11 protein-coding genes are annotated in these 14,544 nt (G+C 39.3%); 6 read left to right on the forward strand and 5 right to left on the reverse strand.

The features are described 5' to 3' along the window. The first annotated feature begins 239 nt into the window (after nucleotides 1-239). The 6 genes from BUA72_RS19575 (at nucleotide 240) to pth (ending at nucleotide 5,351) form a co-directional block, all read left to right on the forward strand. Nucleotides 240-1,061 (forward strand): hypothetical protein, encoded by an 822-nt coding sequence (locus BUA72_RS19575; protein WP_047450728.1) that lies wholly within the window; start codon nucleotides 240-242, stop codon nucleotides 1,059-1,061. 3 nt (nucleotides 1,062-1,064) lie between these two features. Continuing rightward, nucleotides 1,065-1,880, forward strand: a complete 816-nt coding sequence (locus tag BUA72_RS19580) for a hypothetical protein (protein WP_072924699.1) — start codon at nucleotides 1,065-1,067, stop codon at nucleotides 1,878-1,880. Between the two features lie 7 nt (nucleotides 1,881-1,887). Continuing rightward, nucleotides 1,888-2,631 carry a hypothetical protein gene (locus BUA72_RS19585; protein WP_047450724.1) on the forward strand — a complete coding sequence of 248 codons (744 nt, stop codon included), beginning with the start codon at nucleotides 1,888-1,890 and terminating at the stop codon, nucleotides 2,629-2,631. 151 nt (nucleotides 2,632-2,782) lie between these two features. Continuing rightward, on the forward strand, nucleotides 2,783-3,658 hold the full coding sequence (locus BUA72_RS19590; RefSeq protein ID WP_072924700.1) for a hypothetical protein: 876 nt from the start codon (nucleotides 2,783-2,785) through the stop codon (nucleotides 3,656-3,658). 98 nt (nucleotides 3,659-3,756) lie between these two features. Continuing rightward, a complete protein-coding gene (locus BUA72_RS19595; RefSeq protein WP_047450720.1) occupies nucleotides 3,757-4,701 on the forward strand; it encodes a hypothetical protein in 945 nt (314 codons plus the stop codon). Between the two features lie 86 nt (nucleotides 4,702-4,787). After that, nucleotides 4,788-5,351: an aminoacyl-tRNA hydrolase gene (gene pth, locus BUA72_RS19600; RefSeq protein ID WP_072924702.1), complete on the forward strand. Its 564-nt coding sequence runs from the start codon at nucleotides 4,788-4,790 to the stop codon at nucleotides 5,349-5,351. Nucleotides 5,352-5,481: 130 nt separating this feature from the next. Here the strand turns inward: pth and BUA72_RS19605 are convergent, their stop codons facing one another. The 5 genes from BUA72_RS19605 to BUA72_RS19625 form a co-directional block, all read right to left on the reverse strand. Then, a complete protein-coding gene (locus tag BUA72_RS19605; protein WP_047450716.1) occupies nucleotides 5,482-6,117 on the reverse strand; it encodes a carbonic anhydrase in 636 nt (211 codons plus the stop codon). Nucleotides 6,118-6,166: 49 nt separating this feature from the next. Continuing rightward, nucleotides 6,167-7,759: a SulP family inorganic anion transporter gene (locus BUA72_RS19610; RefSeq protein ID WP_072924704.1), complete on the reverse strand. Its 1,593-nt coding sequence runs from the start codon at nucleotides 7,757-7,759 to the stop codon at nucleotides 6,167-6,169. Between the two features lie 148 nt (nucleotides 7,760-7,907). Next, nucleotides 7,908-8,207 carry a hypothetical protein gene (locus tag BUA72_RS19615; protein ID WP_034723978.1) on the reverse strand — a complete coding sequence of 100 codons (300 nt, stop codon included), beginning with the start codon at nucleotides 8,205-8,207 and terminating at the stop codon, nucleotides 7,908-7,910. Nucleotides 8,208-8,229: 22 nt separating this feature from the next. Continuing rightward, nucleotides 8,230-8,898, reverse strand: a complete 669-nt coding sequence (locus BUA72_RS19620) for a carbonic anhydrase (protein WP_047450711.1) — start codon at nucleotides 8,896-8,898, stop codon at nucleotides 8,230-8,232. Between the two features lie 342 nt (nucleotides 8,899-9,240). Next, nucleotides 9,241-14,205, reverse strand: a complete 4,965-nt coding sequence (locus BUA72_RS19625) for a T9SS type A sorting domain-containing protein (RefSeq protein WP_072924705.1) — start codon at nucleotides 14,203-14,205, stop codon at nucleotides 9,241-9,243. Nucleotides 14,206-14,544 lie beyond the last annotated feature (339 nt).

Here is a 14,544-nt window from a genome sequence, read left to right on the forward strand (position 1 = left end):
CCTGTTTTAACGTGTTTTAAAATCACAGTATAATGATAAAAAATAGTGCTGTATCTACCATTATTAAGGAGTTTGGAGACTGTCGGTCTTTTTAAACGTGAAAAAAAGTGAAGGTTTGTAGTAATAATTCTACTTTTCTGTACAATTAATTCTACACCGTAATCACTTTATTTCTACGTGTTTAAAGGCTTATAAATGGTTTTTTATGAATTAAATTCATACCTTTGCAGCCCTTAATTATGAAAAAAATTATCTATTGTTGCGCAGCCGGTTTCTTATCGTTTTGTGCCAACGCGCAGGTGGGAATTGGGACAGCTTCTCCTAAATCTACTCTCGATGTCAACGGGAAAATCACCTTAAGAAAAGAACTTAGAGTAGGCGGTACTTCAGATCAGGCAGGAAATGCAGGATTGAACGGCCAGGTTTTGGTTTCACAGGGAGAAGGTTTGCCTCCTGTCTGGAAATCATTGAATGTTTCCTTTATGGAAGAGGGACAGTACAAATTGATCAATTCGTACCTGTCATCAGATCAAGCAGGTATTACAGACCTTTCAAACGGTATAGAGGCAGACAATATCTATAAAAATAATGTAGGTGACGATATTACGGATGTGACAAAAGGAAAGTGGTCTAAAATAGCCGGACTTGCGAACAATTTTGTCATCAAGAATGGAAAAAACAGACTGACGTATCAGTTTCAGACAGGTATAGAGATGAAGGCTCCGAATTCAACAACGTCTCAGTCTGTGACGTTTACCTGTGGTGTTTTCAGAAACGGAAAGCTGGTAGCGGTACGTCCTGATAAAGTGGTTTCCAATAACAATACAGAGAAATCCGGTATTCAGGATTATATTTTCACACTGAACTATACAGAGCAGAATGTTCCTGTGGGAACGCAGAAACTTGAAGTGGCCTGTAGAAAAATCAATACTTCCAATCTCAATTCACAATTTACGGTCGGACGTAATGTTTCCGATACCAATACGGTTTCCAATGCATTTACCCTTGAGTCTATCATGAAAATAGATGTTATTGAGTACGTAACTTATAAAAGCAATTAATTGATGAAAAATATTATATCAATCCTGTTGGTCATGGCAGGACTGTCTCTTTCTGCTCAGGTGGGAATCAATACAGGTTCACCGAAAGCAAAGATGGATGTCAATGGTGATGTCAATTTAAGAAATAAAATCGTTGTTCTGAACGCTCAGGACAATACCCTTTCTCAAGGGAATAATGATCAGATCCTTGTTTCTCAGGGAGTAGGGTATGCACCCATCTGGAAAAGTCTTCGTATTCCTGAATATGAACCGAATAAATTCTATTTAATATTCAATAACTCCTTTTCAGACAGAGTAGGGGTGAAATTTACCAGCGGAGAACAGTCTACCATCGCTGCAAAAAATACAGCCTTTACTAAAGGTGCTGATATTACCAGCCTTCCGGGATTTAAGAAAATCGCTGGTCTGTCACAGCCTATCAGTGTATTCAGTACAGACAGTAAGACGTATTTTCAGTTTGAAACGGTGGTACAGGCCAATCTTCCGGCCAATGGAACGACGGATATTTCTATAGATTATGCCTGTGGTATTTTTGTGGATGACAAGCTGGTTAATCTTAGACAGAGAAACTTAAAAGCCAGTAGCGCAACCAGTACTTTCATCACACACAATCAAATCGGGGTTGTAGCGAATTTGTCTAAAGGACAGCACACGGTAAGTGTTGCCTGCTCAAGGCTGGCCTCTTACAGAACGGACAATGATGTGGTGCTGGCTGTGGGAATCAATGCGGAGACGAATATCAACAGCTTTATCGCCCAGTCTTCCCTGAAAGTGGATGTATACGAGATTCCTCAGGTATTTAACCCAATTATAAATTAATCCAGGCATGAAAAAAATTATTATCATACAATCTTTGCTATGGGCTGTAGTGGCCACTGCACAGGTGGGAGTCAATACACCCAATCCTGTTAATATGCTGGATGTAAACGGGGATATCAATGTAAGAAAAGAAGTAAGAACAGGAGGGACAAATCTCTTGAAAGGATCAGCCGGAGCTGCCGGAACTATTCTTCATAACAATTCTGAAATGAATACCAATGACTGGAAAAGCATTAAAATTGCAGACGGACAGGGGAGTATGTCTGTATTTTCACTGAATACAGTGGCAGATCAGACCGGAGCGGTGTTTTCTTCTCCAAACGGAGTTACGACTCCTTATACGGAGGGTGCGGCTCTTACCAGTGCATGGACGGTTCTGCCCGGGACAAATGATACTTTCTCTATTACGAATGGTGTAAATAAAGTGGTTTTTACGTTCCAGACTACAGCGCAGAAAACAGGGAACAATAATTCGTCCTCAGGTTTTGCCTGCGGTGTTTTTGTAGATAACACCCTGAGAGCAGTGAGAACAGATGTATTAATCGGTTCCGAGGGAAGCTATAAGATTTTTAATCTGAATGCTACGCTGACTAATCTTACCCCAAAGAATAATTATGCTGTAAAAGTGGCCTGTACCAAGAGAAACCTGAATTCAGGTACATTGGGAATAGGAACAGCTGTTAATAATGAATTTCTGAATAATGAAATGTCACAGTCTGTTTTAACGACTTCAGTATTGCAGCCTTATTAATTTCATAAGACAACTTATATAAAAACCTAAAAGCATCATGTTTTTAGGTTTTTTTTGAAAAAAGATATAGATTATTACGAATTTGTTGAATAAGTAAATGTTTTCATCGAAAAAATGAATTATATTTGTAAACTCACTAAAATATTTTTTCATGGGAAAAAACTATCTTTTTAAAGTCATTACCGGAGTGTTTTTCGGACTTCTGGTTTCTTGTGACAATTCTTCTTCAGACCAATTCGAGCCTAGTGCCAATGATGGCGGAAACAATGGGAACACAACACCTCCGCCTGCCAGAGTTCTGGAAAAGATCACTTTAAATTCCAACATTCAGGAGGAGTATACCGTAAGCGGAGCCGTTTTTCAAAAGGGAATGTTAAAAGACGGAACTACCAATAATTACTATACAGGAACTGCTACATACATCAATAACAAGATCGGGAAAATAAAATTTGTCGGAAGCCTTACCGGCAGTACAGTTTACGATTTCAGTGTAAGTGAAAACAGCAACGGCTATGTGTACAGTGCAACATGTACTGCGACAGCTGCAGTGGCACTGGATTCTTTTGTAAGTGATTATATTTTCACCTATGATACGGCGGGGAAAAAACTTGTGAAAATCATGGAGAAAAGAAAGGTGGCTGGAAATACGGCATACAGCCTGTTTACAGAAAGTACCTTTACGTATATGGGAGATAATATCTTCAAGGCGGAATGTCTTAAAGGAACCCTTACAGGAACTGGAGATCCTAATATGGCAACAGCTAAGAAAACTGTTTACAGCTACCAGAACTATGATTCAAAGATCAGCCCATTCTCTACACTTCCTAAGTCGTTCTTCACAGCGTGGAGCCTTCTCCGTCCTGAGAACTTCTACAGAATCTCTCCAAACAATCCTACATCGGTATTTGTAATGCCTCCATCTCCGGCACCGGGTGTGGATACTCCGATGACGTATCTGTATGATGCTTATAATTATCCTGTCTCTGATAAGAACCAGGCACTTAAATATGTTTACAGAACTTTATAAACCGGATTTGATTATCGGTTTTACTTGAATATAAATAAAAACATAACTTTTATTCAGAAAAAAGTTATATTTGTCAAAAAATAAACAATTACCTGGAAATGAAACGACTTTTCTACTTTATTTTATTAATAGCAGGGTTTTCTTCAATACATTCCTGCAAAGACATGTTAGACGAAGACGGGGATCCATTATTGGATCTGAATGACACCGGAGGATTGAATGGTCCAAGAGGATTATACAGAGAAATTACAAATAAAGATACATTAGCAGAATATCACTATAGTGGACTTTTGGTAACAAGAGTGATCACAGACAGTGCTTCTATCACAGATATTGCTTACAGCGGAAACAAAATAAGCCAGATCAACTTCAACGGGTTTTTAGATCTTGACGGTAATGGCAAACTGGATAAAGACAGTGTTTCTTACAGTCAGTTATTTACTTATGGACCTAACGACAGACTGGTAACCGTTTCTGAGAACCGTTCTGTTTTCAGAAGACCTCCGCCTGTACCACCGGCAACCAATCCGGGGCCTCAGACCCTTTTAAGAAAGGCAAAGACGCTTTACAGTTTAATATATAACGCTTCTACGGCCAAGATGGATTCCATTATTATGAGAACCGGCCCGGATGTTTCAGGAACCAATTTTGCTGTTACCAATTATTCAAGAACGGGATATACGTATTTAGGAGACAATGTTTCTAAAGTGGTAAGACATTACGGACCTGCGACAGGAACTATGACTGCAACGACTTTCGGAAGACCTAACACTAAATTTGCTTACGAGTTCTTTAATTATGATACGGAGATCAGTCCTTTTACACTGCTTCCTTCAGTATATAAAATTTCAAGACTTTTATCTACGGAAATTAATGATAAAGAAAGTCATATTCTTTCTCCAAACAACCCTAAGAAAGCATCTGTAACAGATCTTTTACCTCCGATACCTTCACCGGTGATCAGAACAACCAATTACAACTACGATCCTCAGACGTATATGACAAGAGGGTTTGGTGTAAACTACATTTATAAGCCTTTCTAAAAAGAATCTTTATAATATACAGGCCCAATCTTCATAAGATTGGGCTTTTTTATTTTTTATCTCTTAATTTTGCAAAAAATTTCTCAATGAAATATTTAATAGTCGGTCTTGGAAACAAAGGCCCGGAATATGAAAATACACGTCACAATATAGGATTCAAAGTTGCAGAGAAAATAGCAGAAACGCTTGATGCTTCATTTAATACCACCAATTTCGGATGGATGGCAGAAGGAAAGTATAAAGGAAGAAAAGTATTCATTCTGAAGCCGGACACGTACATGAATCTTTCCGGAAATGCCGTGAGGTTCTGGATGCAGAAAGAGAATATCCCTTTGGAAAATGTCCTGATTGTTACTGATGATCTTGCCCTTCCGTTTGGTACTCTTAGAATGAAAATGAAAGGTTCCGATGCCGGTCATAACGGACTTAAAAGCATCAATGAAATGTTGCAGACCCAGAATTATGCGAGACTCCGTTTTGGGATCTCTGCAGACTTTTCAGAAGGCCGCCAGGCAGATTATGTCCTGGGAACATGGAATGAAGAAGAAAATGAAAAGCTTGGTGAGAGAATTGAGAAGTTCTCTAAAGCCAGTCTGTCCTTTGTTTTTGCCGGAATCGGGAATACCATGTCTGCATTTAACGGGAAGTAATTATATACCAGTATAAAACAAAGACCACCGATATTTCGGTGGTCTTTTTATGCTTAAAAAATCAATTTCCAATCTAACTATAACATGATTTTTTAGGTATGTGTAATAAAAATGTGCAAGTTTTTATGTCTTATAACCAGGTTACAACTCCTGTTTCAACATCATAGTTGGCTCCAACTATTTTGATCTTACCTTCGTCTTCAAGGTTTTTAAGGGTTGAACTTTGTGTACGGATATCTTCGATTGCACTTTTTACATTTTGCTGATTCAGCCTTTCCAGAAGTGCCCCATTTTTTGATGAACGTTCTTCACCTTCTTCAATGATTTCATTGATGATCGGGTCGAAGTGATTGATCAGGTGGTTCAGGTTATCCATTCCCATTCCCTGGATTTGTGCTGCATCCAGACCTCCTTTTAATGCACCGCATTTCGTATGTCCTAAAACGACAACAAGCTTGGAACCGGCAACGTTACAGCCAAATTCCATGGAGCCTAAAATATCCTGATTGATGAAATTACCTGCAATTCTAATGCTGAAAACATCGCCTAATCCCTGATCAAAGATCAGTTCTGCAGAAGTACGGCTGTCTATACAGCTTAAAACGACTGCAAAAGGCCATTGTCCTTCACGTGTTGCATTCACCTGTTCTAAAAGATCTCTGTTTGCTTTTAGATTGTTGACAAATCTCTGGTTTCCGTCCTTTAGGAAATTCAGTGCTTTTTCAGGTGTAATTGTAGATTGAGTTTCAGAAGTATGTGCTTTCATATGATTGGTTTGTTCTTGTTAAAATTAATAAAATTATTGTAATGTGAGGTTACATTGCTCTTTTGTGTGTGATTAAGATATGAGAATCTTCATCTGTTTCATAGTCCTTGTATGACGTTTTGAAACCTAATAGTTCCACATTAATGTCTTCTTCCTTTGCCCTGATATTGGCGAAATCCTGGATCATTTCCAGTACGTCGGTGGCAATATATGAAGTTCCTCTTGCGTCAATGGTTACCGTAGAATTAGATTTAATGTTTTTCAATGTCTTTTTAATAGCTGCCTTATTTAAGAAAGAAACTTCCTCAGCAAGCTTGATATTAATTCCGTCTGCATTATCCAGCTTTTCTCTGCTCAGATAATAGGCACGCTTCATATTTCCCTGAAGGATATAGAACACGGAGATCGCCAGACCGATACCTACCCCTTTCAGAAGGTCAGTGGCCACTACAGCTACTACAGTCGCTACGAACGGAATGAACTGGAATTTACCCAAATGCCAGAAATGTTTGAAGGTCGCTGGTTTTGCCAGTTTATATCCTACAAGAATCAGTACTGCGGCAAGGGTAGCCAGCGGTATAAGATTAAGGATAAACGGAATGGTCAATACACATACCAGTAGAAGTACACCATGGATCATCGCAGAAAGCTTTGAAGTAGCTCCCGCATTGGCATTGGCAGAACTTCTTACCACTACAGAAGTCATAGGCAGTCCTCCGATGAATGAGCTGATCAGGTTACCGATTCCCTGTGCCTTAAGCTCAAGGTTGGTATCTGTAATTCTTCTCTGCTTATCCAGTCGGTCAGAAGCTTCGATACAAAGCAGGGTTTCAATAGAAGCTACAATGGCAATCGTTGCTCCTACTATCCATACCTTAGGATTGGTGAATCCTCCAAAATCAGGCATCGTAACAAGATTTTTGAAATCATCCAATGACTTGGGAACGGGTAGTGAAACCAGATGCTGTGTACCGATGGCCAATGAACTTCCGGACAGTTTGAACAGTTCGTTAAGAAGTATTCCTGCCACTACCGCTACCAGTGCTCCCGGAAGCATTTTCATTCTTTTTAAAGCCGGAATTTTATCCCAGGCGATAAGAATACCTACCGAAAACAGGGTTACCACAATAGCGCCCATGTGTATGGCTCCGAATAATTCCGTGAAATATCCGAAATTCAGACCGTTGTCAAATATAGATTCATGCCCTTCGTAATCTTTATCGAACCCCATGGCATGAGGAATTTGTTTTAAAATAATGATGATCCCAATGGCGGCAAGCATTCCCTCGATAACATTGTTAGGGAAATAATTGGATATACTTCCGGCTCTGATAAATCCTAAAATTAGCTGGAGAAGTCCCGCAATGATTCCTGCACAAAGGAAAAGTTCGAAAGCGCCAAGATCTGTGATCGCTGTTAAAACAATCGCGGTAAGACCGGCTGCCGGACCTGATACCGATATATTGGAATTACTTAGAAATCCTACGACTAATCCTCCTACAATACCGGAAATGACTCCGGATAAGGGTGGTGCTCCTGATGCTAAAGCGATTCCGAGACATAATGGAAGCGCTACTAAGAATACAACGAGTCCGGAAGGGAAATTCTCCTTGATTCCTCCTATGAATGATGTTTTTTTCATAATGTTTCTTGAAAAATACTATAACCGACTGATCTATACGCAGATGATCAGTTATAAAAGATTGGAAATTTAAATTTAAAAAGCACACGTATCCTATACCAGTTTCTGATATGAATACTATTAAAAAAAATCTAACTATACTTTAAATTTAAGCTTCCGGAGGCGGAGAAAATATGGTAAGTAAAGGTGACAGATGAAAGGAATCATCTATCAGCACAAAAGAAACGCCCTGAAGGTCAGGTTCGGAAAACTTCACGTAATCGAATACGTCCAAGGTTTTCGGAAGCGTTTTTTCATAAACAATAAAAGAGGATGGGTGAGAATGCGGTTCTTCTTCATTGATGATCACATTGGTCCTTGCGATATCCCAGCCAGCTATCGCAGCAATGCCAGGCAGTGCTGTGAAGTTGAGAAAGAAGGTCAATACAATAATACTCCAGAATTTCATCTTACATTCATTTTTAGAAAAACTATGTCGTTTTTCTACTCATTACCCAATCAGAACTTGTAAGGTTATATATTTTTTGGATGTCTTTCAGGATTTTCTCGAAATCAATATCCAAATCAATAATTTTACCCGTTCTAAGGTCAAAAACCCAGCCGTGAACAGTAGGATATTCTTCTAAAATATATCTTTCCTGTACGCAGGCCATTTTAATTACGTTGATGCACTGCTCCTGAACATTAAGTTCAACAAGTCGGTCATAACGTTTTGCCTGATCTTCAATAGAATCTAATTCAGTTTGGTGAATTCTGTAAACATCACGAATGTTTCTCAACCAAGGATTCAGTAATCCTAAATCCTGAGGAGTCATCGCTGCTTTTACGCCACCGCAGTTGTAATGTCCGCATACGATAATGTGTTTTACTTTAAGATGTTCTACGGCATATTGAATAACCGCTGTGGAACTCATGTCTAAAGTATTGACTACATTAGCAATATTTCTGTGAACAAAAACATCTCCCGGCTTTGCTCCCATGATTTCTTCTGCTGTCACCCTGCTGTCCGAGCATCCTATGTACAGATAATCGGGGTTTTGGGTTTTGGCGAGCTCATGGAAAAATTCAGGATCTTCTGAAATTTTAGATGCTACCCATTGTCTGTTGTTTTCGAAAATATCTTTATACGATTGTGACATAATTTTAAATACTAAAGTTTTACAATTATTTATTTCGTTTAAATTATTTTCAAATTCAATAGATCAAATCAATAATTATGCAAAAATATAATTTTTGCGGAAAATGCAATCACTTTTAACAATATTTAATATTAAAATATGCTTAAAATCATGTTTAAAATGACTGATAGATGCAGTTTCCGGATGAATTGACCCGAAAAATTAATAATCCAAACTCAAAAAGGCTATCTAAATTTACAAACTATAAACGATAAAATTAAAAATAGAGATTAAAATATTATTAATTCTACAAAAAAACCGCCTCAAAAACTGAGACGGTTCAAATTTTACTTTGTTTTAATATTATTCCTTGATAATTTTCACTATCGTTTCAGAATTGTTGATTCTTACTAGATAAGCGCCCGATATCAAAGAAGAGAGATCCGTACGGTCATTTTCAAACTTCCCGGATTTCACAAGCTGGCCGGAAAGGTTATAAACCTGATAGTAATAGTCTTTTGCTCTGTCGTTTCCTTTGATATACAATACACTTTTCACAGGATTAGGGAAGAACTCAAGCTTGTTCTGAGCTACTTTTTCCTCAATCACTGATTTTGCAAGAACATCTTTTGCTTTAGCCAAAGCATTTTTAGGAACCGGAATCGCGAAAGGCTCATATCTTCCGATCTCGTTTCCATTGACATCGTACTTGATTTCTGCACAACGGCATGACATTGCGGCCTGCGGACGGAAACCGAATGTTGGTGTTAAATAATACAATTTATCCGTAGCCCCGACAGTTTGAGTGATGACCGCATTAAACAACATTCCTAAAGAAGAACCGGCACCACCCTGATTGGCGGCTGTCCAGATTCCTGACTTCATAAAGGTATCCGGATTTCCTCCCAGTTTTGAAGCATCTAATGCATTTCCTCCATTGAATCCTCTTATTCCGTTGTTCGGGAATGTTCCGATATTGTATTCAGGTCTGTTTAAAATAAATCCATATCTGAATGAACCTGTCCCTGCGGCATTTCCATAAACAAAACCACCCAGATAATTCATTTTGTTGATGTCATAAGTCTCATTGCTTACATAGGTGTTGTCTTTACCAGGATCAATCCCGTAAGAATTTGTGAATTTTGCATTGTAGAACCATGGCGTATTTCCTTTTGAAATAAGGTTTCCAAGGATGACACCGGTCGATACACTTTCCATATCCACAATTCTCCAGCCTGCCGGGCAAGGGTCGTAAGCCGATTTTTCAGTAGCATGTCCCCATCTTTCAGGCATATTGCCGTTTTCATCCGAAACCCAGTCCAATTTTGTGGCATCAGACTGATACAGATAACTTAAAGGATTGGTAACGGAATACTTCACTACTTTCTTCAGTTTATCAGCTTTAGAATCAGATGGTGAAACATTCGCTGTTGCAGAATAAGTGGTGTAAGGCTGGGTGTAGCTCGTTAAATACTCAGGCTCCAGCATATTGTTCGCATACGGAATAGCTCCTGTAGTGGCATTGGCAGGGTTATTCTGTCTGTACACAAAATAGTCATTGAATGGTCTTTTACCACTCACAAAATGATTATAAAACATTCCCGGATTGTAAAATACAGGCAACGGATCTTTTCTTCCCCACTGGAAATGAAGGCCACCGCTGTCATGCATTTGGTCCAATCTGGCCACTGCAGCAGGGTTATTGTTGTTATAAGAACCTAACGGACCTGTATAAGCAGCGGTATTATATCCGTAAATATGTTCACTGATAAAAGGAAGTTTTGCTCCTAAATCTCTGTCCATAAAGGTAGTTTTCATAGGAACACCCGCGCTGGTCATTGGGTCTACAAACTGATCATTGGCAGGAATAACTCCACCGTTGGTCGCGTTTTCCGGATCAAATGTATAGGTTTCAATAACAGATCTTGGCGCCCAGATATGCCAGCTCCATACTACCGGATCATTGTGCTTGTTCGCTGTCCATGTACCGCTTCCTACGTGAAGGGCAACTACGGCATTTCCTGTAGCATTAGGATTTAAAGTAACCTTTAAGATAGCAGTATCTATCGGGCCATCTACAATTTCCATCTTTTGGATCAGGCTTGTATTGTTGGTCCATACCACGGAAGAAGACTTTGTGCTTTCTGCAGGGAAAGAAAAATCTGTGCTTAAATGCAGCTTGTGCATCGCGTAGGCTTTTCTTATTGGAATTTCAATGATCCTGTCATTGTCTTTATTAGGATCTACTTTGTTTCCATTCGGATTAGGAGTTACCAGAGCAGAATTGGTGTATTCTACATAACTGTTGGGTAGTTTAGTCCATGCTTTTACAGTTTCCGTAGAATAGGTTTCCGTAGTTGAAGCTACGAATTCCGTTTCAAAAGCTGCCGGCATAAAGGCACTGTTAGGATCGTATATACAACGAACACCACCGCTGCTGGTGTAAGCACTTGTTGAGAATCTGTGCCATCCCGGTCTTGGTTTGGAACCGCTTAACGGATCTGAAATTAAAGTAAGACCTGCAGCACCAAATGAAGGATATCTTACCTGATTGATCACTTCTGTTGCCGTCATAAATGTTGCCGTTAATAAACCACCATCTGCACTCTGATCCTGGAAATTAACCACAGGAGTGATCCATCCTGTTCCGTATTTTAAAGGACTGGTACCGTTTGGATAGTTTTCATAATTTCCGTTGATAGGGAATTTGCCAAGATTCATTCCGGAAACGCCTGAAAAGTCAAATCCGAACTGAGGATAAACTTTGATACCCGGATAATCCGCATTTAAAGCTGTAGCATTAAATTCAGGATCAACTGTATTTCCGGTATGTTTTCCCCAAGGGCTGTATCTGTTTTCATTAGGCATTGGAGTACCGGAATTTCTTCCTCCTGAAAAGTAACTTGAAGGAACTCTCCAGTTACAAGGACAAGGGTCATACGGAGATTTCAGCGCATATCTTGAACTGGCTTCTCCCACCACGGCATCATCAATATCTGAATAATTACCCTGGCGAGTATCTCCCCAAAGATCCCATGCAGCTATATTTTCGCGGTAAGGAGGAAGGTATTTTTTGTATTTTTCCTTTGAAAACCACGTCGTGATACCAACCTGTGTCCAGCTGTTGTTGTCATTCTGTTTTAGGAAATCTTCACGATCGTTTAATAAGGCTTCTCCTTTTTTAGCGACAAACACCGGTGTTGCGATAAAGCTAATTGGGTTTTGTATCGAAAATCTGATATTTCCGTTAGGTGTATCTGTTCCCGTATTGATCTGGGCAGTATATTTATTTCCTCTTACTTTTATGAATTTAGACTGAAAAGCAGGATCTGTATAAGACAAATTAATCTCCCCATTGATTGGGTAGAGGCTTAAATCCTTAAGACCAAACGATGGGAACGGGTCTTTTCTTCCCCACTGGTATTGCAGTCCGGCAGATTTATGCCAGTCGTTGCCTACGAAATTCGCGCTGGTGGCACCCAGGTTTCTGTCCATCCACTTCCAGTTGGTAACAGGATTACCATCTTTATCTTTTTCGAAACCGTGATGGTAAGTGCTTCCGTTTACAGAAGGATCGTCCGTTGCCCATACGTGCCATGTCCAGTAGATCTGGTCATTCACTTTGTAGGATACGACAGCGTTACCTTCTTTTATTTTATTGATTAAAACTTTGATCTTAGCATTTTCTCCAGTTCCTTCCAGGGTAACAGATTTGATAAGACCCGGTTCATCTTCCCAGTATAATCCTGCTTTAGCGATGCCATCAGGAATTTTGGTGTAGACTCCGTTGTCGTTCTTCATGAAATCACCGCCTTTAGCCCACATTTCGTATGCTTTTTTGACGGGGATGTACAAACCGTCTACCTGGCTTCCGTTTTTATCTTTTCCAGTGAAGACATAACTGTTGGGAGCTTTGGTCCAGTCTGTGACAAGCGTTGGCTGTGCTCCCGGATTAATGGTATAGCAGTTAACAGAACATTCCGATGCTTCATTTTTATAGGCTGTTGTATTTCCAAAAATACCGGTATACTTAATGAACCTGGAAATCTCTCTTTCGATATCCTGTAGTGATCTTACAGTTTGATACGTTGATGTAGCAGCGTTTCTCAATGCTCCTACGCCATAGAGAGTCATTTCAGAGGTATCGGAAATCATTAAATTTTCAGACCCCGGCCCTCTGCGGACTCCCTGACCATTGGTATAGCCAAAATAGGGACCGCCATAATTACTTGTTGTATTTGGGTTTAAGTCAATATAGGTTCCATCATTTTTATAAATTCTTAAGCCTGTCGCAAGACTGGATACAATGACTACAGGCTGCTGATCAGGAATGATTTCAGATAAATTTTTCCACGTTCTGTTATAGAGATTGAAATATCTGCTTTCCAAACGGGTTGGATCTTTGAAGTTGAAATATCCCGGACCGTCAGCATCTCCCGGCCATTGACTGAATTTCATGAAAAATCCACTGGCTGAAAATTTACCGGCAAAAATATACACCGGATCATCATAGCTGTACAGATATGGAATCGGGTGTCCGGCTGCTTCATAGTAGATAAATTCGGGAGTAGATCCAAGTGCGTTGGTAATGGCTCCCGTATTGAGCAGTTTTACAGATTTCGTGTCATTAAGTTCCGTTATAATGTCAGATGGGTTGGCTGGAGAAAAAACAACATCGTTTTTTTTATTATCCATTAAAACATTACTCAGTTTGTTCCACGAATAGGCTGAAGTTACCCTGTCTTTGATTCCTGTAGCTTTTCCATTAGCGTCTGTGATGATTGTACCTGCTTTTTTAGGTGTTAGAAGCATGGTGTATTCATTTTCATCCAGTTCACAGTTGCCGATAGCATAATCTCCCTGTTTGTAATGGTTGACCGTTTTACCCCAGACTACACTGCTGAAATTGGCTGTACCTGAATCGGAACTCAATTCAACCTTTACATTGTAATTAGGGTTTACGGAAGCTGGCAATTCAAAAGTTGCTTTTAAATTTTCGTTGTACTGGTTGTACGAGTACAAGGTTTTACACCAGCCGGTTACCCATTCTCCCTGAACATTCTGATACTTAATGGAAAGCAGAATGTTGCTGTCGGTAAAGGGTTTGGAGAGTTGGCCGTTCATGACGACCAGCCCTTTTTCATTCACATTTTGTGAAATGATTAGAAGAGGATCCAGATCATAAACGTCGGGTGGTGTTGGCGTTTTAAGTCTGGACCCACTGGGTTTCTCATCTGGTTTCGGGATAGGGATGGTCCCCGAAAATGCATGAGACGATGCAATACAAAAGACTGCAGCAAAAATCTTAAATGTTGATTTTTTTTTCATACGTATTAAAATTAAAAGTGTTTTTACGGAAGAAAGTAAGGCACTGTAAATGGTTAACAATCAGTAGATAAAAAGCAGTGAAAATTTCTATAATCAATGCTGGTTTTAATCCCAACCTGAGTAATAGGAGATGGAAATTTTACAATTAAAAGCTATTGCTGTTTCTTAATTTAAAATAAATCAGTGACTTGATGGGATTTCTGAAACAGTGATGTTTCCAGTATTGAGGGAAAAGGAGGCATCATAGAAGAATGCGTGATCCTTAGGAAGTATTTTTTTTTCATGGGGTGTGTTTTTAAGTTATTGTGTTTTGTTTTTAAATGATTAAAAATTTTAACC

This window comes from Chryseobacterium sp. OV279 (assembly GCF_900128945.1).
GTDB lineage: Bacteria > Bacteroidota > Bacteroidia > Flavobacteriales > Weeksellaceae > Chryseobacterium.

Excerpts from the sequence above, each read along its gene's own strand:
- BUA72_RS19620 (WP_047450711.1), bottom strand. The coding sequence starts at position 8,898 with ATGTCACAATCGTATAAAGATATTTTCGAAAACAACAGACAATGGGTA.
- BUA72_RS19610 (WP_072924704.1), bottom strand. The coding sequence starts at position 7,759 with ATGAAAAAAACATCATTCATAGGAGGAATCAAGGAGAATTTCCCTTCC.
- pth (WP_072924702.1), top strand. The coding sequence starts at position 4,788 with ATGAAATATTTAATAGTCGGTCTTGGAAACAAAGGCCCGGAATATGAA.
- BUA72_RS19585 (WP_047450724.1), top strand. The coding sequence starts at position 1,888 with ATGAAAAAAATTATTATCATACAATCTTTGCTATGGGCTGTAGTGGCC.
- BUA72_RS19625 (WP_072924705.1), bottom strand. The coding sequence starts at position 14,205 with ATGAAAAAAAAATCAACATTTAAGATTTTTGCTGCAGTCTTTTGTATT.
- BUA72_RS19595 (WP_047450720.1), top strand. The coding sequence starts at position 3,757 with ATGAAACGACTTTTCTACTTTATTTTATTAATAGCAGGGTTTTCTTCA.
- BUA72_RS19615 (WP_034723978.1), bottom strand. The coding sequence starts at position 8,207 with ATGAAATTCTGGAGTATTATTGTATTGACCTTCTTTCTCAACTTCACA.
- BUA72_RS19605 (WP_047450716.1), bottom strand. The coding sequence starts at position 6,117 with ATGAAAGCACATACTTCTGAAACTCAATCTACAATTACACCTGAAAAA.
- BUA72_RS19580 (WP_072924699.1), top strand. The coding sequence starts at position 1,065 with ATGAAAAATATTATATCAATCCTGTTGGTCATGGCAGGACTGTCTCTT.
- BUA72_RS19590 (WP_072924700.1), top strand. The coding sequence starts at position 2,783 with ATGGGAAAAAACTATCTTTTTAAAGTCATTACCGGAGTGTTTTTCGGA.
- BUA72_RS19575 (WP_047450728.1), top strand. The coding sequence starts at position 240 with ATGAAAAAAATTATCTATTGTTGCGCAGCCGGTTTCTTATCGTTTTGT.